General features: G+C 73.9%; 15 protein-coding genes. 1 reads left to right on the forward strand and 14 read right to left on the reverse strand.

Annotated features, from left to right (window positions below; genetic code table 11):
* Positions 1 to 129: 129 nt before the first annotated feature.
* The 13 genes from AC0QU1_RS11960 to AC0QU1_RS12020 form a co-directional block, all read right to left on the reverse strand.
* Positions 130 to 390, reverse strand: a complete 261-nt coding sequence (locus AC0QU1_RS11960; RefSeq protein WP_483569568.1) for a hypothetical protein — start codon at positions 388 to 390, stop codon at positions 130 to 132.
* A complete protein-coding gene (locus AC0QU1_RS11965; protein ID WP_483569569.1) occupies positions 348 to 551 on the reverse strand; it encodes a hypothetical protein in 204 nt (67 codons plus the stop codon). The genes AC0QU1_RS11960 and AC0QU1_RS11965 overlap by 43 nt, the downstream gene beginning before the upstream one ends.
* A 420-nt stretch (positions 552 to 971) precedes the next feature.
* Positions 972 to 2,534 (reverse strand): arylsulfatase, encoded by a 1,563-nt coding sequence (locus tag AC0QU1_RS11970; RefSeq protein WP_483569570.1) that lies wholly within the window; start codon positions 2,532 to 2,534, stop codon positions 972 to 974.
* Entirely contained in the window at positions 2,531 to 4,651 is a 2,121-nt protein-coding gene (locus AC0QU1_RS11975; RefSeq protein WP_483569571.1) for a fumarylacetoacetate hydrolase family protein, read from the reverse strand. The genes AC0QU1_RS11970 and AC0QU1_RS11975 overlap by 4 nt, the downstream gene beginning before the upstream one ends.
* Before the next feature lie 22 nt (positions 4,652 to 4,673).
* Complete coding sequence (locus tag AC0QU1_RS11980) at positions 4,674 to 6,587, reverse strand: right-handed parallel beta-helix repeat-containing protein (RefSeq protein ID WP_483569572.1); 1,914 nt, start codon at positions 6,585 to 6,587, stop codon at positions 4,674 to 4,676.
* A gap of 78 nt (positions 6,588 to 6,665) precedes the next feature.
* Positions 6,666 to 7,604, reverse strand: coding sequence for a dihydrodipicolinate synthase family protein (locus tag AC0QU1_RS11985; protein ID WP_483569573.1), 939 nt, complete (start codon positions 7,602 to 7,604; stop codon positions 6,666 to 6,668).
* A complete protein-coding gene (locus AC0QU1_RS11990; protein WP_483569574.1) occupies positions 7,604 to 9,256 on the reverse strand; it encodes an FAD-dependent oxidoreductase in 1,653 nt (550 codons plus the stop codon). Before AC0QU1_RS11990 ends, AC0QU1_RS11985 begins: the two co-directional genes overlap by 1 nt.
* On the reverse strand, positions 9,256 to 10,050 hold the full coding sequence (locus AC0QU1_RS11995) for an ATP-binding cassette domain-containing protein (protein ID WP_483569575.1): 795 nt from the start codon (positions 10,048 to 10,050) through the stop codon (positions 9,256 to 9,258). Before AC0QU1_RS11995 ends, AC0QU1_RS11990 begins: the two co-directional genes overlap by 1 nt.
* Before the next feature lies 1 nt (position 10,051).
* Complete coding sequence (locus AC0QU1_RS12000; RefSeq protein ID WP_483569576.1) at positions 10,052 to 11,047, reverse strand: ABC transporter ATP-binding protein; 996 nt, start codon at positions 11,045 to 11,047, stop codon at positions 10,052 to 10,054.
* A gap of 28 nt (positions 11,048 to 11,075) precedes the next feature.
* Positions 11,076 to 12,590 carry an ABC transporter substrate-binding protein gene (locus tag AC0QU1_RS12005; RefSeq protein ID WP_483569577.1) on the reverse strand — a complete coding sequence of 505 codons (1,515 nt, stop codon included), beginning with the start codon at positions 12,588 to 12,590 and terminating at the stop codon, positions 11,076 to 11,078.
* A 65-nt stretch (positions 12,591 to 12,655) separates the two neighbouring features.
* A complete protein-coding gene (locus AC0QU1_RS12010; RefSeq protein ID WP_483569578.1) occupies positions 12,656 to 13,477 on the reverse strand; it encodes an ABC transporter permease in 822 nt (273 codons plus the stop codon).
* Positions 13,474 to 14,406: an ABC transporter permease gene (locus tag AC0QU1_RS12015; RefSeq protein ID WP_483569579.1), complete on the reverse strand. Its 933-nt coding sequence runs from the start codon at positions 14,404 to 14,406 to the stop codon at positions 13,474 to 13,476. Before AC0QU1_RS12015 ends, AC0QU1_RS12010 begins: the two co-directional genes overlap by 4 nt.
* Entirely contained in the window at positions 14,403 to 15,449 is a 1,047-nt protein-coding gene (locus AC0QU1_RS12020) for a LacI family DNA-binding transcriptional regulator (RefSeq protein ID WP_483569580.1), read from the reverse strand. Before AC0QU1_RS12020 ends, AC0QU1_RS12015 begins: the two co-directional genes overlap by 4 nt.
* 175 nt (positions 15,450 to 15,624) lie before the next feature.
* Here AC0QU1_RS12020 and AC0QU1_RS12025 point away from each other — a divergent pair, with 175 nt between their 5' ends.
* Positions 15,625 to 16,656 carry a GDSL-type esterase/lipase family protein gene (locus tag AC0QU1_RS12025; protein ID WP_483569581.1) on the forward strand — a complete coding sequence of 344 codons (1,032 nt, stop codon included), beginning with the start codon at positions 15,625 to 15,627 and terminating at the stop codon, positions 16,654 to 16,656.
* Positions 16,657 to 16,728: 72 nt separating this feature from the next.
* Here the strand turns inward: AC0QU1_RS12025 and AC0QU1_RS12030 are convergent, their stop codons facing one another.
* A complete protein-coding gene (locus AC0QU1_RS12030) occupies positions 16,729 to 21,777 on the reverse strand; it encodes a GH92 family glycosyl hydrolase (RefSeq protein WP_483569582.1) in 5,049 nt (1,682 codons plus the stop codon).
* Between the last annotated feature and the right edge of the window lie 41 nt (positions 21,778 to 21,818).

The following is a 21,818-nucleotide window of genomic DNA, read 5'->3' on the forward strand; positions in this document are numbered from 1 at the left end:
GGCGGCCCAACCGCGAGTTGCACGTGGGTCAGCCACCCGGAGCGCACACAGGCTGCGGCTCGGCGTCCGCGCCGACGTCGAACTTGCGGTTCGGCGCTCCTGGAGGTGGCTAGCTTGCGGTTCGGCGGGCTAGTTCGGGCGCCAGGTCGGTAGCAGACGGCGGAGGGCGTCGGCCAGGGGGACGGACTCGCCGTCCTTGCCGCCCGCGCCGAGGGTGAGCGGCGGGCGGCTGGGAAGCGGCCGGACACCGCGCACCCGGTCGAGCAGGCCGACCGGCGCCGTGAGCACGTAGAACTCCCCGTCCGTGCTGACCCCTGCAGTGCGGTCCAGGCGCAGGTACCAGCCCTTCAGCCCGGTGCGTGCCGTGCCGCGTCCGCCGTACCCGCGCACCCGGAGCTCCTCGGGGCGAGGCCGGCGGCGCTCGCGGCGGCCACGAAGTCGCGGAGCATCGCCTCGGCCCGGACGCGCTCGGCGTCCTGGCGGGCCGCCAGCCGCTCGGCCTGCACGCGGACCGCCTCCGCTCGTTGCTGGGCCCACTGGTCGTCACGCATGCGGGAAAGTGTCGCACTTCGGAGTGCAGTGGTGGCCGGGGTCTTCGGGGGCCGCCGCGAGGGCCCGGCGCACGCCCCGGAGATCGGTCACTTGCTGAGGCGGCATCACGAGGTCGGCAGTTGGCATCGAGATCGGTCCAGCACTGAACCGATCTCGATGCCAACTGCCGATCTGGTGGCGCGACCACCAGGAGACTGCCGACCCCGAGGCAAGCTGCCAGCACACTGCCGATCTCGTTGCGGGTCATCAGGAGACTGCCGGCCTGGCGGCAGGAGACTGTCGATTTCGCGGCAGGCCGTCAGCAGAGTGCCGACCTCGCCGCAGGGCACCAGCACACTGCCGACCTCGGTGAGTGAAGTGAGCGACCTGCCTCCACCCGGCCAACCAGCCATGGCGGACAGGCCCAGGCCAGCCCCACTTCAGTCCGGCACCACCGACCGCTCCAGCCCCCGCGTCCGGTAGTACTCCAGCAGCAGGTCCCAGTCGATCACCCCCGCCGACCGCGCCCACGCGTCCCAGCAGTGCTCCAGCCGCGCGACGACGTCGGCGTGCTCGGCGGCGACGTCGTGCGTCTCGCCGCGGTCGGCCTCGATGTCGTACAGCTCCCACGGTTGCCCCGCCTCGCGCACCAGCTTCCACCGGCCGTACCGCACCGCCGCGTTCCCGAGGTGCTCCCAGAACAGCGGCCGCTCGACGGCGGTCCCGCCCCGCCACTGGTCGAGCATGCTCACGCCGGCCATGCCCTCGGCGTCGCCGCCCACGGCGCGCAGCACGGTCGGCGCGACGTCGACGATGTGGCCCGGCCCGGCCGTCCGGCTCCCGGCCGGCACGCCGCCGGACGGCCACGACGCGATCAGCGGCGACGCGATCCCGCCCTCGTGCACCCACCGCTTGTACAGCCGGAACGGCGTGTTCGACAGGTGCGCCCACGACCGGCCGTAGCTCGCGAACGTGTCCTCGGGCCCCGGCACGACGTCGGGGGAGTTGCCCACCCGGACCGGTCGCCCGTCGCGCGTCGTCGGCGGGGAGACGGCGGCGGGCAGGCGGCCGGACGGCGGCGGCAGCTCCTCGGCGCACGCCCCGTTGTCCGAGCAGAACACCACGAGTGTGTCGTCGAGCGTGCCCTGCGCCTCGAGCTGGTCGAGCAGCGTGCCCAGCCCCCGGTCCATGGCCTCGACCTGCGCCGCGTAGACCGCCATCCGCTCGGCCTCCCACGCGGGGTCCGCGGTCTCCGCCCACGCGGGCACGCGCGGGTCGCGCTCCGGCAGGACGGCGGCCGTGTCCAGGCCGAGCCGGTGCTGCTGGGCCAGCCGGCGCTCGCGCAGCCGGTCCCAGCCGGCGAGGTAGCGCTCGCGGTACTTCGCGACGTCGGCCTCGCGCGCGTGCAGCGGCCAGTGCGGCGCGGTGTAGGCGAGATACAGGAACCACGGCTGCCCGCCGCGGTGCGCCCGCGCGACGAAGTCCCGCGCGTACCGCGTCAGGTCGTCGGTCAGGTAGTAGTCGCCCGCCGTGGCCGACGGCGCGAGCCGCTCCTCGCCGTCCACCAGCGGCGGGGTGTAGTAGCTGGCGGCGCCGGGCAGCACGCCGTAGAACTCGTCGAAGCCGCGGCGCGTGGGCCACGTGTCGTCCGGCTCCGCCGTCTGCGACGACAGGTGCCACTTGCCCGCGAGCGCCGTCGTGTAGCCGACGGCGCGCAGCCGCTCGGCGAGCGTCGGCGCGGCGGGGTCGAGGGAGCCGCGGTACCCGTGCGGGCGGTCGTCGGAGGTGAGCACGCCGACGCCGACCTCGTGCGGGTGCCGGCCCGTGAGGAGGGCGGCCCGCGAGGGGCTGCAGCGGGGCGCGACGTAGAAGGAGCTCATCCGCACGCCGCGCCGCGCGAGCCGGTCCAGGGCGGGGGTGTCGATCTCGCCGCCGAACGAGGCGACGTCGGAGAAGCCGAGGTCGTCGGCGAGCACGACCAGCACGTCGGGGCTGCGGGTCATTCCGATCCCCGCCCACTTCTGGCCGGCGCGTCAGACGGACGGGTCGCCGGGGCGCTCCGCAGGTCTGACACGGGGGAGCTGTCGTCCGGGGCAAGGCGCGCCCGGACCGTGCCGAGGCCCTCGATGCCTGCCGCGACCTCCAGGCCCGCGGCGTACTGCTCGCGGGTCACGCGCAGCCGGGCCGGCGTCGCGCCGAGCGTCACCACGTCCCCGGGGAACAGGGTGATCATGCGGGAGACCGTCGCCAGGAGCTCGCCGGGCCCGGCGACATAGTCGGACGTCGAGCCGCGCGTCTCGGCCCGGACGGCCCCGGCCGAGCCCGAGGACCCGCCCGCGACCGCCAGACCCCCACCGGCCCCGACCACCCGCAGCCACATCTCCCGCCCGGCCCAGCCGCCGGGATCGGCGAGCCCGGCGACGGGCGCCAGCGGCCGGGGCGCGGGCAGCACCACGTTGAAGCCGTCCGCCCACCGCCCGTACACCGCGCCGATGCCGCGCTCGCCGGGCCGGGCGGGTTCGGCTACCACTTCGCGGAACGACTGGTCGCACACGGACACCAGGGGCGTGTACCCGAGCACAAGATCGCCGCCCGGCAGATCGCCGCCCGGCGACGCGCCGGAGGCCGAGGCCGTCCCGCTGGCCCACGTGTCGGACGCCGAGGAGACCCGCGGGTCCGACACGTCGGAGGCCAGCCGCCGCACCACGAACGCGAGCTCCACGGCGATGACCAGGTCCGTGGCCCGCGGCGGGATCAGCACGGCGGGGCCGCCGGTGCCATCAGCCCCCTCGAACACTCCGTCCACCGTCCCCGCCGACAGCGCCGTCGCCGGCCCGTTCAGGAACCGCGGGACGGCGAGCCGCGGCAGCCCGTCCGGGTCGGCGCCGTCCGCCGGGGCGCCGTTGCCGAAGGCGGTCCAGAAGTGCCGGGCGCCCGCGACGGTCCAGTCCTCGGGCTCCGCGATGGCGGTGGTGCCGGGCCTGCGGCGCTCGTGCAGCGCGAGCTCGCGCACGGCCCACGAGGAGTGCCGGGTCAGGTCCAGCGGGCCCGAGCCGCCGTCCGGGCCGCCGTCCGGCACGACCACGGGGTTGGCCAGCGCGCCGACGGACTCGATCTCCGCCTCCAGCCAGGTGCCCGCCGCGATCTGGTCGGGGGTGACGGGCAGGCCGTCGACGCCCATGGTGCCGAAGTGGATCACGTCGCCCGGGTGCAGCGACGCGAACGACGAGTACCAGGCGATCACCCGCTCGATGCCCAGCATCGTGGCTCCGCTGTGCGCGCGGTCGCGCGTGCGGCCCGACTGGTGGGTCCACATCAGCAGGTTGTACGGGTCGCCCACCTCGTCCTTGGTGACCAGGTACGGGCCTATGGGGCACAGGGTGTCGGCCTTCTTGCCGCCCCACGAGGCCGTGGCCTGGTACAGCCAGTCGCCGTAGCCGGGCGGGAGCGAGTAGCCGTTCCCCGCGTTGCCCGGGACGGCGGAGTAGTAGTGGGTGCCGGACACGTCGTCCACCACGGTGTAGCCCGCCACGTGCTCCATGGCCCGCTCGACCGGGATGTACCGCCCGCCGCGGCCCATCACCACCCCGAGCTCGACGTTGTAGGCCATGGTCGGCAGGTGGTTGTCGTGCCGCATCACCACGGGCGCGCCGTGGCCCACCACCGCGCCCTGCGGCCGCTGGTGGCCCAGCGGGAACAGGTTCACCAGCGGCACGCCCGGCTTGTTGCGCACGAACGACGGCGAGTTGGTGACCAGCCCCCAGCACAGGCGTGGCCGGGGGACCGGGGCGAGCAGCTCGACGTCGTCCACGCGGTGGCCCGCGCGCGGCAGGATCGTCGCGTCGGTCTGCGCGGCGAACCGCTCGACGGCGGCGACGAGCCGGGCGAGGGCCACCAGGCCGGCGTCGTCCAGGGCGAGGAAGCCGGCCAGCGTGCCCGGCCACTGCCCCGCGAGGAACCGCGGGGCAGTGGCCGGGCCGGAGGACGGGATGGCCGCGTGCGCCGCGAGTGCGGCCTCGGCGCGGGCGGGCTCGACGAGCCACTCGACGTCGGGGCCGGGCTCGCGCACGACGACGCCCCAGGCCTCGGCGCCTGCGACCAGGAAGCTGGCGAGCCTCACGGATGTCCTCTCCGGGTACGGGTCACGACGTCTCCTCGCCGCCGGGCACCTCGACCGTCGAGCCGTCGGGCAGCAGGTACCCGGCGACGATCGTCCGGTACCAGCGCCGGCCGTCCGAGATGGCGAGCGTGGGGAACGGCCCGAGCGCATCGGGCACCATCACGATGCCACCGGCCACGGGCTCCGGCAGGTCGGCCGTCGAGATCGGGACGAGCTGGAGGCCGTGGGCGTGCACGGTCCGCATCCGCAGCTCCGCCGAGCCGAGGTCGCGCTCGTTGTCCGCGGTGGGGATCACGCCGTCGGCCCCGACCCGCACGGTGGCCACGCCGTTCGCCTCGGGCGTGGCGGCCAGCAGTTCGACGACGGCGCCGCCGGCGTCGCCGTCCGGCACCACCCGTGTGCCGCCCTTCACGCCGGGGCCTGCACCCGCCGCCTGGGCCGACGCCGCCACGAAGCTGCCGTAGGCGTCGCCGGCGGCGTACCCGTCGGCGGCGGTGGCCCGGATGATCGACGCGCCGTTCTTGGCCGAGGTGACCTCGTGCTCGTTGACCCCGATGCTGCGCCGCTGGATGTAGCAGCCCTCGCCCACGGCGCCCGCCACCACGACGGGGGACTCGGGGCCGAGGATGTTGCCGCTGATCGTGGTGCCGGTCATGGTGCCGACCACCCGCACCGGCGGGTTCGCGACCACGGTGTTGCTGCCGAACGCGTTGCCCATGATGGCGAGGCCCGCGGCGTTCCCGTTCACCCGCACCGCGGCCCGGATGACGCTCCGCTCGAGGTTCCAGTTGTCGAACGAGTTGGCCGAGATGGTGATCTCGGACACCGACTGCTCGAACGCCACGGGGTCCAGGTTGATCCAGTTGAACGTGTTGCCGGTGATGGTGACGTTGTGCGCGTCCACACCGCGGAACAGGATCGCGTTCGGCGGCCGGTTCCCGCCCGGCTCCACCCCGCCGCCGCCGATCACGTTGCCCGTGATGGTGAGGTTGGTGCCGCCCGCCGTGACGTCGACGGCGGGGCCGGAGGCGTGCTCGATGACGTTCCCGACGATCGAGGAGTTGATGATGCCGCCGGTGAAGAACCGCCGGCCGATGTCGACCAGGTTGTTGGAGATGATCGCGCCGCGGAAGTTCTCGTTCTCCGCGCCCGTGACGGCTATGCACTGGCCCATGCTGTGGAAGTGGTTGCCCTCGATGAGCCACTTGCGCATGCCGTAGGGCAGCAGGTGCAGGTCGCCGCCCTCCGTGCCGCCCGTCGGCCACTGGATGGTCAGCGCGGTGTTCGAGATGGCCACGAGGTTGTTGGTGAAGACCAGCCCGCGGCCGATGTGCACCACCGCCCGGTCGAAGGAGGCGAACGTGCACTCGGTGATCGTGGCGTCCATGTCGTCGGTGTTGTTGGTCCGGGCCGTGTGCACGGCCACCGAGTTCGGCGTCCTGGTGCGCGTGATGAACGACAGCCCGCGCAGGCCGCACAGCGGGGCGTGCATCTCGATGCCCGTGCCGTCGAAGTCCACGAAGATGAGCGACGTGCGCACGCCCATGGTGCCCTGGCCGGCCAGGGTGATGCGGTTCAGGTTCATCGGCTCGGTGAACTCGGTGTCCCGCACCACCAGCGGCGCGGTGATGCGGTAGGTGCCCGGCGGGAACCAGACGATCTTGCTGAGCCGCTCGAACTGCGCGTCGATGGCGGCCTGGATCGCGGCGGTGTCGTCGTTGACGCCGTCGGCGACGGCGCCGAACTCCTGCGGGGTCGTGGCGCCGGAGATGTCCAGCGTGGCGAGGGCGGGGTCGGCGAGCTCCGGCGGGTCGCCGGGGTCGGAGGCCAGGGGTGCGGCGGAGGCGGGGGAGGTCGACACGGCGCCGGCGGCGGTCGCCAGGCCGGCCAGTCCGGCGGTCCAGAGGATGTTCCGTCGGGTCACGGGCTGGTGCATCGTTGCTTTCCTTCCGTTGAGCCTTACGGGGGCTGCGCCGTACGGAGCTGGGGCCGTACGGGGGTGAGAGCTGCGGGCTCAGACGAGGTGCTCCTCGAACGGCGCGACGAAGGCGTCCAGCGCCGCCCGCTCGGCCGGGTCGCACGCGAGCAGCGGCGGCGCCACGTGCGGCGGGCACAGCCCGCGCCGGTCGAGCACCGCCTTGATCGCCGGCGTGCCCGGGCGCACCCGGTGCAGGCCCGTCAGGTCGGTCAGCACCCGCTGCAGCCGCGCCACCTCGGCGGCGTCGCCCACGCGGTGCGCGGCGACCAGCGCGAGCGCCGGGCCGGGCGCGATGTTGCCGACGCCCGGCACGATGCCGTGCGCACCCAGGTCAAGGGCGGCCGCGAGCTGGTGCTCTGCCCCCTGTCCGACGGCGAAGCCTGGCCGGCGCGCCGCGATCCCCACCAGGTGCTCCAGCAGGTCGAGGTCGCCCGAGCTGTCCTTGATGCCCACCACGTGGTCCAGGTCGGCCAGCGCGTCGGCGAGGTCCGGCGTGATCGGGTTGCTGTACCGGGGCGCGTTGTAGGCCACGACCGGCAGGCCCACGCGGGCGAGCGCCGCGTAGTGGGAAACGATCTCGTCGGCGCGGTGGCGGAAGTAGATGGGCGGGCTGAGCACCAGCGCGTCCGCGCCGGCCGCCGCGGCGGCGTCGGCCCGGTCGAGGACGTCGTGGGTGCCGGCGGACGTCACGTTCACGGTGACGATGCCCGCGTACTGCCGCCCGTGCCGCCGTCCGGCGGCGATGCCCAGCTCGCGCCAGCGCTCGACCACGCCCGCCACGAACGGGCCGACGGCGGACGCCGACACCAGCGGGCCCTCGCCGTTGCTGCCGAGCAGCATCAGCGTGCGCACGCCGCGCGCGTGCAGCGCGTCCAGGAGGGGGCCCGCGTGCTCGGCCGAGGGGCGGCCTTCGCGGTCCATCGGGGTCACCAGCGGCACGGTGACGCCGGTCAGCAGCGGGGTTCCGGTCAGCATCAGTACCCCCTGATCTCCGGCCAGGCGAGCTCGAAGCCGTCGGTGACCAGCTCGGCCTGGAACGCCGCGAGCAGCGCGGGGTCGCCGTGCACCTGCGCGGGCTCCACCCCGTGCTCCAGGCAGTGCGCCGCGAGCGCCCCGGCCGCCTCCCCGGCGTTCCACTCCACCGGGTGCAGCCGGTAGCAGCCGTTGGTGATGTGTGTGGTGCCGATGTTCTTGCCCGCGGCGAGCAGGTTGCCCACCCGCACCGGCAGCAGCGCGCCCAGCGGGATCTGGAACGGGCTGGACGGCACGTCCAGGTAGTTGTCCCCGCCGGTGCTCGGGTGCAGGTCGATCCGGTACATGCCGACGCCCACCGAGTCGGGGTAGGCCACGGCGCCCGCGCCGCCGCGCACCGTCAGCGACAGGTCCTGCTCGACCACCGTGGTGCGGGCCCTGATGCGGCGCGACTCGCGCACGTACGGCGTCTTGGCGAACCCGTCCCGGGTGCCCATGACGTCGGGCCGCAGGCGCAGGCCCGGCCAGCCCGTCCCGCCGTCGGGCCGCGGGGCCTCGGTCTGCAGCCAGTAGAGCATGCTCAGCGACTGCTGCCGGGCGCCCGCCAGGTGCTTGTCGCGCTCGGACTCCGACACCGGGTCCGCCGCCGGGCCGACCAGCGGCCCGGCGACGTAGTCGATCATGGGCCAGTTGACGAGCGTGACGTCGCTCGCGGCGAAGCCCGCCTCGAACTGCTCGCGCGCCACCACCCGGCGGAACACCCACAGGTCGCGGTCGCCGGGGTCGGCGCTCTGGTCGGCCACCACGGGGCCGCTGTGCCCGTGCGGCACGAACGTGCGCACCAGCGGCTCCAGCGTGCGCGGGTCGGGGGCGGTGAGGCTGAGCATCCGGTCGGGCCAGTAGTCCGGCCGGAAGTCGCGCCAGAACGCGTACTCCTCCGGCCGGTCCACCGTGTGGTCCTCACCCTCGCGGTGCTCGACGGCGAACACCCACGAGAACGCCTGCTGGTTGTCGGGCTGCGCCTGCGCGGGCGCGCTGGGCTCGCCGGTCTCGGCCTGCGACTCGAACCCCGTGACGTGCTCGACGCCGGCCAGCGGCAGCAGGTCGCCGAGCTCCGTGGCGTCCAGCACGTAGGGCGCGGTGACCGTCACGGGGCCGTCGTCCGGCCCCTCCAGGGTGACGGCGGTGACCCGGTCGCCGTCGGTCCGCGCGGCGACCGGGCGGTGCTCGAACAGCACCCGCAGCCGGCCCGCCGCGAGGTAGGGGGCCACCATCGCGTCCAGCACCGCCGCCGCGACGCGCGGCTCGTAGCACAGCCGGCTCACCCGCCCCAGGCCAGGGTTCAGGTCCACCGTCCGGCGGGCCGACGGCGTCAGCGGGTACCACGTGCGGTAGTACTGCCGCACCCCCTCGCGGAACGCCCGGTAGGACCGGGTGCAGCCGAACTGCTCGATCCACGGGTGCTCGTCCGGCGGCACGCCCTGCGCGCTGAGCTGCCCGCCCAGCCAGTCCGTCTCCTCGGTCAGCACTACCGTGCGGCCCCGCCGCAGCGCGGCCAGCGCTGCGGCGACCCCGCCCGCTCCGCCGCCCACGACCAGCACCTCCGCCCCCAGCTCCCGTCCGCCCAACGCCCCGCTACCCGCCTCAGCGCCCATCAAGCCACTCCCTCCAGGTCGTGCGCCGCCCGCAGCAGACCCTGCGTGTAGGGGTGGCTCGGCGCGGTGAAGAGCTGTTCGGCCGAGGTGTCCTCGACGAGCACCCCGCGGTGCATCACGGCCACCCGGTCGGCGATCTGCCGCACCACCGCGAGGTCGTGCGTGATGAACAGGACCGACAGGTCGTGCTTGTCCCGCAGGTCCACCAGCAGCCGCAGGATCTGCGACTGCACCGAGACGTCGAGCGCCGAGACCGCCTCGTCGCACACCAGCAGGCGCGGCCGCAGCGCGAGCGCCCGGGCGATGCTCACGCGCTGCTTCTGCCCGCCCGACAGCGCGGACGGCCGCCGGTCGGCCACCCCCGCGTCGAGCCCGACGTCGGCCAGCACGCGCGCCAGCGCCTCGCGCTGGTTCCCGGCGGGCGCCGCCGACGGGTGCACGCGCCACGCCTCCCGGATCGTCGTACCCACCGTCATGCGCGGGTTGAGCGACGAGCCCGGGTCCTGGAACACCATCTGCACCGCGCGGTGCAGCTCGGGCGACCGCTTGCGCAGCGGCCCCAGCGGCCGGCCCTCGAACGTGATGCTGCCCTCCTGCGGCGTCTCCAGCCCCAGCACGCAGCGGGCCACCGTCGACTTGCCCGAGCCCGACTCGCCCACCAGCGCCACGGTCTCGCGTGCGCCGACGTCGAGGTCCACGCCGTCGACGGCCTGCACCGTGGTGCGGGGCTCGCGGATCGACCGGCGTGGGCCGGCGAACGCCACGCGCAGGCCACGGATCTCCAGCACGCTCACCTCAGGAGACCTCCTCGGCGTAGTGGCAGGCCGACAGCCTGCCGGCGGTGATCTCCCGCAGCGCGGGGACCTCGGTCGAGCAGCGGTCGGTCGCCATCGGGCAGCGGGGATGGAAGGGGCACCCGGGCGGCCGGGCGAACGGGCTGGCCGGCGCGCCGGGCAGCGGCTCGGCGATCGCCGTCCGGCTGGTCACCGCCGGGACGTTGCCGGCCAGTGCCCGGGTGTACGGGTGGTGCGGGTGGTCCAGCACCTCGCGCGCGGGACCCTGCTCGCAGACCCGGCCCGCGTACATGACCACCACCTCGTCGGCCACGTGCGCCATGACCCGCAGGTCGTGGCTGACCAGGATCATCGCCAGGCCCTCGCGCTCGCGCAGGTCGGCGAGCAGGGCCAGGATCCTGGCCTGCGTGGTGACGTCGAGGGCCGTGGTCGGCTCGTCGGCGATGATCAGCTCGGGCCGCCCGGCCAGCGCGATGGCGATCATGACGCGCTGGCGCATGCCGCCGGAGAGCTGGTGCGGGTAGGAGTCGGCCTGCCGCTCCGGCTCGGGCAGGCCCACGCGGGCCAGCAGCTCCAGCACGCGGGCGCGGACCTCGGCGCGCGGCAGGCCGTCGCGCCGCAGGATCTCGCCCACCTGGCGGCCCACGGTCTGCAGCGGGTTGAGCGCGGCGGACGGGTCCTGGAACACCACGCCGATCTCGTGGCCGCGCACCTGGCGCCGGCGCCGCTCGGACGCCGACACCAGGTCCTGCGACTTCCACCGCACCTCGCCTGACGCCACCGCGGTGTCCGGCAGCAGCCCGACGACGGCCATCGCCGTCATGGTCTTACCGCTGCCGGACTCGCCGATCAGGCCCGTGGTGCGGCCGGCGGGCACGGTGAACGAGACCCGGTCGACCACCGTGCCGGCAGGCAGCACGACCTCGAGCCCCGTCACCTCGAGCATCGGGGTGGTGCTCTGGTTCGCGGGTGCCACGGCTACGGAGTGGTCGGCCATGCGCATTCCTCTCGTCAGCCTGCTGGGTTCAGTTCTCGGAGTTGGTCACGTGCGTGAAGTACGGCAGGCTGTCGGAGGCCGGCTCGAAGCCCTCGACCCCCTCCCGCCACGCGTACGGCATGCCCACGAACATCGGGTACATGCCCACGGCGTCGTCCCAGATGATCTGCGTGGCCTGGGCGTAGAGGTCCTCCCGCTCGGCGGTGTCGCTCGTGGCCTCTGCGTCGGCCAGCAGCGTGTCGAGCTCGTCGTTGCAGTAGCCGGTGCGGCCCGCCGCGCACGGGTACAGGCGGCCGAGGTTGGTGGCGGCGTCGTACCCCTGCGAGCCGATCTGCTGCAGGTTGATGTCCCACTTCATGGCCAGCAGGTCCTCCAGGAACACGGCCTGCTCCTTCTCCAGCGGCTCGACCTGCACGCCGATCTCGGCCAGGTCGGAGGCCACGGCCTGCGCGAACTGCCGGAACTGCGGCTGCGAGAACTGCATCTCCAGCGGCGTGTCGTAGTCGAAGCCCGCGTCGTCGAGGGCCGCCTTGGCGGCCTCGGGGTCGTACGTCACCGGCTCCTGCGGCGCGTACCCCAGCACCACCGGGCTGACGACGGAGTCGGCGGGGGTGCCGGTCTCCGGGAACAGCGAGGCGGTGATCTCCTCGAAGTCGACCGCCTGCCACAGCGCGCGGCGCACCGCGGCGTCCTGCAGCGTCTCCTCCCCGCTGTTCATCCACATGGTGACCACGCCGGGGCTCTCCACGTTCTCCACCGTGATCGAGGTGTCGCCCTGCAGGGCCGCGATCTGGTCGTCGGGGATGGCCCAGGTGACGTCGACCTCGCCGGTCTGCAGCGCCGTCATGCGCGCCGAGATCTCCGGGATGGACTGGAAGACCAGCTCCTCCAGCGCGGGCGCGCCGTCCCAGTAGGTCGGGTTCGGCGTCATCCGCAGCTCCTGGCCGGGCTCGAACGAGTCGACGACGAACGGTCCGGAGCCGACGGGGTCCTGGAAGAAGGCCTCGTCGACGTCGGGCGGGGTCACGAAGAACGACGAGATCTTCGCGACGAACGACGCGTCCGGCTTGCCGGCGTCGAACACGACGGTGCTCTCATCGGGCGCCTCGACCGTGTAGTCCACGAAGTTGCCGGCCAGTGGGCCCTGCAGCTCCAGGACGCGCTCGAACGAGGCGACCACGGCGTCGGCGTCCACCGGCTCGCCGTCGGAGAACTCCACGCCGTCGCGCAGCGTGAAGGTCCACTGGCTGGTGTCCTCGTTCGGCTCCCACTCGGTGGCCAGGTCGCCCGTGAACTCGCCGGGGCCCGTGCTGACCACGAGCTGGCTGAACAGGGCACGGGCCGCGAGCTGGGTGCCCGCGTCCATGCTGGACGGGCCGTGCGGGTCGAGGTTCTCGATCGGGATGGGCCCGGCGGCCGTGATGGTGCCGCCTGCGGCGTCGCCGTCGCCTTCTTGGCCGCCGGAGCCGCCGCAGGCCGCTGTGGTCAGGAGGGCGAAGGTGAGGGCGAGGGCTGGTACCGCTCGCCTGGTCGTGAGCTTCATCGCTCGTTCCTTCCGATGGGTTGGGTGCGCGGGGTGGGTGCGCGGGTGCGGGGGCGGCGTCGCGTTCAGCGTTGTGCGAAGCGCTTGGTGAGGCGGTCCCCGACCAGGCCGATGCACACGACCAGGACGGAGAGCGCGATGCCTGGGAAGGCCGAGATCCACCACGCGGTGGCGAGGTACTCCTTGCCGCTGGCGATGCTCTGGCCCCAGGACACGACGTACGGGGGCAGGCCGAGGCCGAGGAAGCTCAGGGCCGCCTCGGACAGGACGACGGAGGCCAGCTCCATGGTGGCGAGCGCGACGACCGGCCCGGCGAGGAACGGCACGACGTGCCGGCCGAGGATGGCGGGCGTGCGCACGCCCATGATCCGGGCGGCGTCGACCCAGTCGCGCTCGCGCACCGACAGGGCGACGCCGCGCGACAGCCGGGCGAACCCGATCCAGCCCGCCACCGACAGGGCGATGATCACGACGTCGACGCCGCGGTCGAGCAGGCCGGCGATCACGATGGCGAGCAGGATGCCGGGGAAGGCCATGAGCACGTCGATGGTGCGCGCGACGGCGACGTCGGCGAACCCGCCCGCGTACCCGGCGATGGCGCCGAGGGCCACGCCCACCAGGCTGCACACGAGCACCACGACGACGCCGATGGTGAGCGACGTGCGCGCCCCGTGCACCACCTGGGCCAGCACGTCCCGGCCGACGCCGTCGGTGCCGAGCCAGGCAGTGCCCGCGGCGGTCTCCGAGCCGGGCGGCAGGAGCCGCTCGGTGACGACGGTGGCCACCGGGTCGTACGGCACGAGGTACGGCCCGGCGATCGCGGCGAACACGTAGACGCCGATGATCGCGTAGATCACGTAGCTGCCGGCGGAGCTCAGGTACCTCATCGGCGGGCCTCCAGCCGGATGCGCGGGTCGAGGCGGGCGTAGGCCAGGTCGGCGGCCAGGTTGAGCGCGATGACGCAGACGGCGATCAGCACCGTCGCGGCCTGCACCACGGCGTAGTCGCGGTTGCCCACCGCGCCGACCAGCAGGTTGCCCAGGCCGGGCCAGGCGAACACGGTCTCGATGACGACGGCGCCGCCGAGCAGCGTGCCGACCTGGAGCCCGACCACCGTGACGACCGGGATGAGCGAGTTCTTCAGCACGTGCCCGGTGAGGACCTCGCGCTCGGTCAGGCCCTTGGACCGCGCCGTGCGCACGAACGCCTCCGACATGGTCTCGGCCACGCCGCTGCGCGTGATCCGGCCGACCAGGGCGGTGAACGGGATGGACAGCGTGACCGCGGGCAGGATCAGGTGCTCCAGGTCCCCGCCGCCCGCGCTGGGCAGGAGCCGCAGCCACAGCGCCAGGACGAGGATGAGCATGATGCCCACCCAGAACGGCGGCAGCGCCTGCAGCCCGAGCGTCGCGGCAGACGTCGTGCGGTCCACCAGGCTGCCGGGCCGGTGCCCGGCGACCACGCCGAGCACGATGCCGACGACTATCGCGATGACGGTGGCCGCCAGCGTGAGCGTCACGGTGGCGGGGAACCGTTCGAGCACGGCGTCCATGGCGGGGCGGCCGTACCGGTAGGACTCGCCGAAGTCACCCCGGACGGCGTCGCCGAGGAACGCCAGGTACTGGACGAGCACCGGCCGGTCCAGGCCGAGCGTGTGCCGCAGCTCCGCGATCTGCTCGGGAGCGGCGTCGGGCCCGAGGGCCACGGTGGCCTGGTCGCCGGGCGCGAGGCGCACGATGAGGAAGACGGCGGTGAGCACGCCCCAGATCGTGAACAGCCCGACGGCCAGCCGGCGCAGCAGAAAGGTGAGCGTCATCGCGGGCTCCCGACCGAGTCGCCGTCCACGGGCGTGCACGCGACGGACAGGCGGCGGGGGCCGTCGTCGTGCTCCAGCAGCTCCAGCAGGAGGCCGACGGCGGCGCGGCCCATGTCCTCGCGGGGGAGCGTGAAGCGGGTCCAGTCGCGGCTGCCTGAGCCGCTGGGCGCCGGGTCGCCGAGCAGGGCGACGGACAGGTCCTGCGGGATGCGCACGCCGGCGTCGGCGGCCACCCGCTCCAGGGCGGCGATGGTCTGGTCGTCCTCGCTGGGCTCGACCAGGAGCGCGGTGACGCCGTCCGCGAGCCATTGCACCAGCAGCTCGGCCAGGCGGGCCTGCGCCGACGCGTCGTCGGGCATCTCGTGGATCGGCTGGTCCGGCAGGCCCGCCGCGGCGAGGCCCTCGCGGAACCCGGCCTCGCGGTCGCGCGTGGGCTCCTGGTGGTCGGCGGGGCGCAGGTAGGCCAGGCGCCGGTGCCCGGCGTCGGTCAGGCGGCGCACCATGTCGCGCGTGGCGCCCACGTAGTCGGGGGCGACGTAGGACAGCTCGACGCCGGGCAGCTCACGCCGTCCGATGAAGACGAACGGGAAGTCCTCGTGGACCAGGTCGGCCAGGTCGGCGCGGTCGATGTGCCGGCCGAGCAGGACGCAGCCGTCGGCGACCTTGAGCCGGTTGATGCCGTCGGAGTAGATGCGCCGCTCGCCCGAGGTGACGGAGCTGAACAGCAGCAGGTCGTACCCGAACTCCGCGGTGGCCTCCTCGACGCCGAGCAGGAACGGGAAGTAGAAGTCGCGCTGGTCCACCGGGAAGACCGGCTCGAACGTGTAGAGGCCGAGCATCCGGTTGCGGCCGCCCTTGAGGCTGCGGGCCGCCGCGTTGACGGTGTAGCCGAGCTCGGCCGCGGCGTCGAGCACGGCCTGGCGGGTGTGGTCGGCGACCTGGCCGCTCGCCGGGCCGCCGCTGATGACGAGCGATACCGTTGCCTGCGAGACTCCTGCCGCGCGTGCGATGTCCACCTGGGTGGGGCGCCGTCGTTGGCTCATGGTGAAGTCTCCTCGTGCCGCCGGCTCCGTCGCCGGTAGAATCTCTAATACGTATCAACCGATCACACTATTGACCGGTACGGCCGGGCGTCAAGGGGATCCCGACCGTCCCGCTCGTGATTCACCCGGCGGCAGCGCCGCCGCCGGGGTGACCAGGCCGACGGAACGGGGCGAGATGCGCGAGATCCGGGCGGACGACGGCGTCCTGACGTGGGCGGGTGCCGTCTCCGTGGAGCACACGCCGGGCTGGTCGCGGGCCTGGCGCCTGCCGCACGACCGGATCGGGCTGTTCCCCGGCGGGGCCCTGCGCACGCGCGCCGCGATGCCGGCCGGCGTGCGGCTGGTGCTCGGCACGGACTCCCGCGTGCTCGCCGGGCGGGCGGCGGTGCAGGGCGTCGAGGTGCCGCTCGACGCCGTGGTGGACGGCGCGGTGGTCGCCTCCGCGCCGGTCGGCCCGGACGGGGGCTTCGTGCTGGACCTGCCGCCGGGGGACAAGCGGGTGGAGCTGTGGCTGCCGCAGTTCGGCACGTTCCGGCTGGTGAGCGTGGCGGTCGAGGATGGGGCGCGGGTGTGGGCGGCCGGAGCGGGGCCCGGTGGGTTGGTAGCGCGGCGTCCGCGGTTCGTGGCGTACGGGAGCTCCCTGACGCAGTGCCGCCAGGCGGCGTCGCCCGCCCGCACGTGGCCCGCGCTGGTCGCGCGCGAGCTGGGCCTGGACCTGACGTGTCTCGGCTTCGCGGGCGAGGCGCAGCTCGACCCGATGGTCGCGCGGGTGGTCCGGGACCTGCCCGCCGACGTCGTGGTGACCTGCCTCGGCATCAACGTGTACGGCGCCGGCACGTTCAGCGCGCGGTCGCTGCTCCCGGCGCTGCTCGGGTTCCTGAGCACCGTCCGGGACGGGCATCCGGGCGTGCCCGTGCTGGTGGTCTCGCCCGTGGCGTCGCCCATGCGGGAGGACGCCGTCGGCCCGGCGGGCCTGACCCTCGCGCGGATCCGGGACCAGGTGGCCGACGCCGTCGGCCTGCTGACCGCGCACGGCGATGCGGACCTGCACCTGCTCGACGGGCGGACCGTGCTCGGGCCGGAGCACGCGCACCTGCTGGCCGACGGCCTGCACCCGGGGCCGGAGGGTTACGCGCACATGGCGTCCGTGCTCGGCCCGGCGGTCGGAGAGCTGCTCGACCGCGCTGCCGCCACCCGGCCCGAATGACCATGCACTTGCTGCCAGCTGGACCTTCGGACTGGCAGCAAGTGCATGGTCATCGGTGCGTAGGCCGCCGGGTCAGGGCTGGAGCAGCGTCACCCGGGTCAGGGCGATCGTGCCCGTGTCGAGCCGCAGGCTGAGCGTGGGCGCCCAGCCCGCGACGTCGCCGCGGTCCATGGTGAGGCTGAGCAGACCCGACCGGATCGGCTGCCACCGCCCGTCCTTCTCAATCCAGGAGGACAGCTCCCCGTGGTCGACGACGGTCGCGAGCCGGTCGCCGGGCTCCCAGCGCACGGCGCGCTCGCCCGTGCCCTCGGACAGGCCGAGGCTGCGCCCGCCGACCAGCACGTTGATGCCGCTGCTGCGCCGGGTGTTGTTGTACCAGCTGTGCGCGCGGTTGCCCGGGCCGTCCGTGAGGCCGAGGAAGAGGCTGTCCTCCGGCGCCCCCGTACCCGTGAACGCCGCGGGCTCCACGACGAGCGCGAACCGCTCGCCCGCCTCGACCGGCAGGGCCACGTGGCTCCAGCGGCGCCCTGCCGCCGTCGCCTCCAGGGTGCCCGCCGCCGTGTCGACGGTCAGCTCCGCCGCGGGCTCGCCGGCGGAATCGCCGTAGGCGCGGTACTCGGCCAGGCGGTCGGTCGAGAAGTCGTCGTCCCACGTGACCTCGCCGAACGTCGCGTCGTCGAACGGCTCGTCGGACGGGTGCTCCACGCCGGCCGACGGCACCTCGGGGCCGGGCACGGCGACGCCGTCCTCGGTGACCCACTTGGTGCCGCTGTCGTACTTGGTGATGGTGAATGCGTCGAGCCGCTCCCCGGCGGCGACCGGTGAGGCCCCACCGGGCACCGCGTAGGTGGCCACCGACTCGTAGCGCAGCGTGTCGCCCTCGACCGTGACCGCCTGGTAGGCGGACACGTCCTGGGCCTGCTTGACCGCCACGGCGTTGTTCCGGGTCCAGACGCTCTCGCCCGGGTTCAGCCGGTACTGCTTGCGGCCGCCGTTGGAGATTGCGTACACGGGGCCGGTCGTGATGCCGCTGTCGATGCCGTCGGTGCCCGGCTCGGGGACGTCCATCTCGTGGTGCCCGCGGCCGTAGGAGTGGTCGTGCCCCTGCAGCACCAGGTCGACGTCGTTGGTCTCGATGACGGGCAGGATGTACTGCCGCCAGTCGGCCTCGTCGCGCGGGATGCCCGCGCCGTCCACGGAGTTGGAGAACACCGGCTGGTGCGCCAGCAGCACCGACCACTTGCCGGGGTTCTCGTCGAGGATCCGGTCGAGCCACGTCGCCTGCATGGTCATCCACGCCCGGCGCCCGGTGCCGCAGTCGAACGTGGCCAGGCCGGGCGGCCGGACCAGGGTGCAGATGTCGTCCCGGTTGGCGTTCAGCGTCACGAACCGCACGCCCTGGTGGTCGGTGTAGTACACGGTGTCCCGCATGGCGCCCGCCAGGTGCTCGCCGTAGGCCGCCGCGTACTCGCCGGCGTCCGACGGTACGGGCCCGTTGGCGGCGTACTCGAAGTGGTCCCGGAAGTTCTCGGCGAGCGCCTGCCCGCCGATCTCGTGGTTGCCCAGCGCGGCGATCACGTTCGACGACGTGCGCAGCTCCTCGTTCGCGCCGAACCAGTCGCTCCACTCCAGCTCGTCCGTGGCCGTGTTGACCAGGTCGCCCGCGTACAGGCTGACCTCGGCGTCGGGGTGCGCCCTCGTGGCCTCGTCCACGGTGTGCGCCCACTCGTCGGCGATGCCCTCCTGCGCGTCGCCGAAGTACAGGAACGTGAACGGGTCCACCGCGCCGTCGGCAGGCCGCGAGGCGGTGGTGAAGGTGTCCCACGCGGTCCAGCCGCCTGCGCCGCGCACCCGGTACTCGTACGCGGTGTCGGGCGCCAGGTCCGCCAGCGTGGCCGAGTGGCTGCGCGCGGGGTAGCCGCCCACGAACCGCTCCGGCTGCTCGACGGCGTCGACCGTCACCGCCGTGCCGCCCACCTCGCGCACCTGCACGACGCCGTCCACGGGCAGCGGGCTCGACGTGCGCCACGTGACGTGCTGCGACGTCGCCGGGTCCTGCGTCGGGGTGAGCACCACGCGCTCCGGCTCGCCCTGCGGCGCGCCCGGGTCCTCGAACGGCGTGGTGGTGGTCGCGACGTCGAAGACGTGCATGATGCCGCGGTCGGTGACCTCCGGAAGCACCACGGCGTCGACGGTCTTGTCGGGGTCCAGCGCCGCGGGCCGCGTCGCGAACACGCGGAACGTGCCGGAGCCCGCCGTGCCGTTGCGGTTGTTGCGGCCCGACACCTCGACCAGCGTGGTGTTGCCGCCGCCCGGGCTCGCCGCCCAGTCGGTGAGCTCCACCCGGACCGGCTGCCGCGTCCCGTCGGTGTACTCGACGTACGCGGTGCCCCGCGCGGGACCGTTGGTGGCCAGGCCCAGGAACGAGACGGCCTGCGCCGGCGCGTCCGGCAGGTCGATCCGCTGGCCCGCGACGATCCAGTTGTCCGGCTCGCCCACGCCGGCGTCGGGCCAGGTGAAGGCGACGCCGGTGTCCGCGCCGTCGACCCGTAGCGGCAGGCGCGCCCCGGGCGCGGCGCCGGCGGCCGCGAGGCGCTCGCGGGACAGCGACCAGTCGCTCAGGTCGATCGAGCCCAGGTTCCCGCGGCCGTCCGGCGTGGTGCCGACGTTGTTCCGGCCGTCCATCCCCTCGGTGTACGACGGCGGCACGTCGTTTGCCCCGGTACCCCACGCGCCGGGCGTGCGGGACAGCGTGAACCGCAGCGTGCCGCCCCTGCGGGCGAACGACGGGTCGATCCACGACGCGCTCTGCGTGCGCCCGTTGACCCGCAGGCCGGTGGTGTACCGGCGCTCGTCGCTCGCGCCGGGGGCGAGGATCGTGTAGTCGCGGCGGCTGTCGGCGGCGTCGATCTCGATGCGCTCCCACAGCGGCGCGCTGACCGCGAGGCCCGCCGTGCCGTAGACCACCGGGTAGATGCCCAGGTTGGCCCACACGTACCAGGCGCTCAGGCCGCCCTGGTCGTCGTTGCCGGGCAGGCCGGTGGGCGTCGTGTCGTACAGCTCGTCGACGGCGCGGCGCAGCACGTCGGTGGTCTTGTGCGGCTTGCCGAGCCAGTTGTAGACCCAGGGCGAGCTGAACGCGGCCTGGTTGCTCAGGTAGTTGCCGGTCTGCGTGTACGCGCCGGCGTCCAGGTCGGCCATGAGCACGTCGAGCGCTCGCTCGGACGTCTCGGCCCCGCCGCGCTTCTCGACGACCGAGCCGATGTTGTGCGGCACCATCCAGCCGTACTGGTAGCCGGTGGACTGGTTGAACTGGCCGCGGCCCGCCGAGTCGTCCCGCACCCGCAGGTCGAAGGACCGGTCGAAGCCCGTGCGCTCGCGCGGGCGGATGTGCTGGGTCTCGGGGTCGAACACGTTCTGCCAGCTCTGGGCGCGGACCATGAGCTCGTCGTGCGCGGCGTCGTTCCCGAGGCGCTCGGCGAGCTGCGCGATGGCGAAGTCCTCCACGGAGTACTCCAGCACGCGTGCGGTGGCGAAGTTGCCCTTGCGGTTCTCGACCAGCCCCGTGGCGAAGTACTGGTACGCGTCGGGGCGGGTGCTGGCGGTGCCCGGCAGGGACTGGGTGGCCAGCAGCGAGTCCAGCGCGGCCCGGCGGTCGTAGTCCGTGGCGCCGAAGTCGTCCATCGCCGCGAGCGCCACGGGCAGCGAGTCGGCGGCCATCCGGGCCTGCACCAGGTTGAGGGTCGGGCCGTCGTACCAGGTGCCGGTCTGCTGGGCCATGAGCACCAGCGACTGCGCGACGTCGTCGGCCACCTCGGGGAAGGCCATCGCCAGGAGCTGCGCGTGGCCGCGGTAGAAGTCCCAGCCGGCGAAGTTCACGTAGAAGTGCCGGCCCTTCGCCACCCGGCGGACCGTGCCGTCGTAGCCGACGTACTGCCCGTTGACGTCCTCGAACACGTTCGGGTGGTGCAGCACGTGGTAGAGCGCGGTGTAGAGCTTGGTGCGCTCGGCGTCGGTGTCCCGGCCGGCGTCGGGGCCGTCCCCGCCGTCCACCTCGATGGTGCCGAGCGCCTCGCGCCAGGTGGCGCGGGCGGCGGCGCGGACGGCGTCGAAGCTCCGGTCGCGGACCTCGGTGGTGCGGTTGAGCGCCGCGTTCTCGACGCTCGTGTAGCTCAGGCCGATGCGGGCCGTCACGGTGCTGCCGGGCTCGAAGGCGAGCCAGGCGCCCGTGCCGTGCTTGGCGTCCGTGCCCTCGGCATGGCTCTGCCCGGGGGTGACGGCGCCGTCGTCCCAGACGCCGTGGCCGCGGACCGGCCGGTCGAACGTCGCCGAGAAGTGCACCGTGTAGAAGGTGCCCTGGTTGCAGACGGCGCCCGCGGTGACCGTGCCGGTCACGGTGCGGCGCTTGGCGTCGACGGTCACCTTGCTCGCACGGATGGAGTTGTTGGAGCCGGCGACGTCGAGCAGCAGGGTTGCGCTGTCGGCGTCCTCGGGGAACGTGAACCGGCCGACGGCGGTGCGCTGGGTCGCCGTGAGCTGCGTCGTGACGCCACCCGCGGTGGTGACCTCGTAGAACCCGGGCTCGGCGCGCTCGTCGTCGTGGCTGAACGGCAGGTAGTAGTCCCGGATGTTCGACGCCGGGTCCGTCGGCAGGGCGTCGTCGGCCAGGGCGCCCGTGAAGGGTAGCAGCGGGAAGTCGAAGCCGCTGTAGTTGCCCGTGCAGCCCGTGCCCGACAGCCGGGTCATGCCGAAGCCGCGGATCCGGTCGGCGGTGTACTCGTATCCACCCTTCTCGCCGTTGCTGCCCTCGCGGTACGTCGTGGGGCTGGGCTGCACCAGGCCGAACGGCACGGTCGCGCCAGGGAAGGTGTTGCCGTAGGCGTCGTTGCTCTTGTTCTCGGTGGTGTCGAGCTCCGTGCCGATGAACGGGTCCACGGCGTCGAAGGGGGACAGCTCGCGGGAGTGGCCGGCGTGGCCCGTGTGCGTGGTCGGCAGGGCGCCCGCGGGCAGTGCGACGGCGGGGGCGAGCGCGAGGAGCGCCGCGACGGCGGCCGCGACGGTCGCGCGGGCGGCGGGGCGCTGTGCCTGGTGCTGCCTCGGGCGCCACATGGATGAGGACATGACTGGTTCCTGACGTGTCCGGGGAAAGGTCGGCTCAGTCT

This window comes from Promicromonospora noduliphila, assembly GCF_056951025.1.

Excerpts from the sequence above, each read along its gene's own strand:
- AC0QU1_RS11965 (WP_483569569.1), bottom strand. The coding sequence starts at position 551 with ATGCGTGACGACCAGTGGGCCCAGCAACGAGCGGAGGCGGTCCGCGTG.
- AC0QU1_RS11970 (WP_483569570.1), bottom strand. The coding sequence starts at position 2,534 with ATGACCCGCAGCCCCGACGTGCTGGTCGTGCTCGCCGACGACCTCGGC.
- AC0QU1_RS11980 (WP_483569572.1), bottom strand. The coding sequence starts at position 6,587 with ATGCACCAGCCCGTGACCCGACGGAACATCCTCTGGACCGCCGGACTG.
- AC0QU1_RS11985 (WP_483569573.1), bottom strand. The coding sequence starts at position 7,604 with ATGCTGACCGGAACCCCGCTGCTGACCGGCGTCACCGTGCCGCTGGTG.
- AC0QU1_RS11990 (WP_483569574.1), bottom strand. The coding sequence starts at position 9,256 with ATGGGCGCTGAGGCGGGTAGCGGGGCGTTGGGCGGACGGGAGCTGGGG.
- AC0QU1_RS12000 (WP_483569576.1), bottom strand. The coding sequence starts at position 11,047 with ATGGCCGACCACTCCGTAGCCGTGGCACCCGCGAACCAGAGCACCACC.
- AC0QU1_RS12005 (WP_483569577.1), bottom strand. The coding sequence starts at position 12,590 with ATGAAGCTCACGACCAGGCGAGCGGTACCAGCCCTCGCCCTCACCTTC.
- AC0QU1_RS12010 (WP_483569578.1), bottom strand. The coding sequence starts at position 13,477 with ATGAGGTACCTGAGCTCCGCCGGCAGCTACGTGATCTACGCGATCATC.
- AC0QU1_RS12015 (WP_483569579.1), bottom strand. The coding sequence starts at position 14,406 with ATGACGCTCACCTTTCTGCTGCGCCGGCTGGCCGTCGGGCTGTTCACG.
- AC0QU1_RS12020 (WP_483569580.1), bottom strand. The coding sequence starts at position 15,449 with ATGAGCCAACGACGGCGCCCCACCCAGGTGGACATCGCACGCGCGGCA.
- AC0QU1_RS12025 (WP_483569581.1), top strand. The coding sequence starts at position 15,625 with ATGCGCGAGATCCGGGCGGACGACGGCGTCCTGACGTGGGCGGGTGCC.
- AC0QU1_RS12030 (WP_483569582.1), bottom strand. The coding sequence starts at position 21,777 with ATGTCCTCATCCATGTGGCGCCCGAGGCAGCACCAGGCACAGCGCCCC.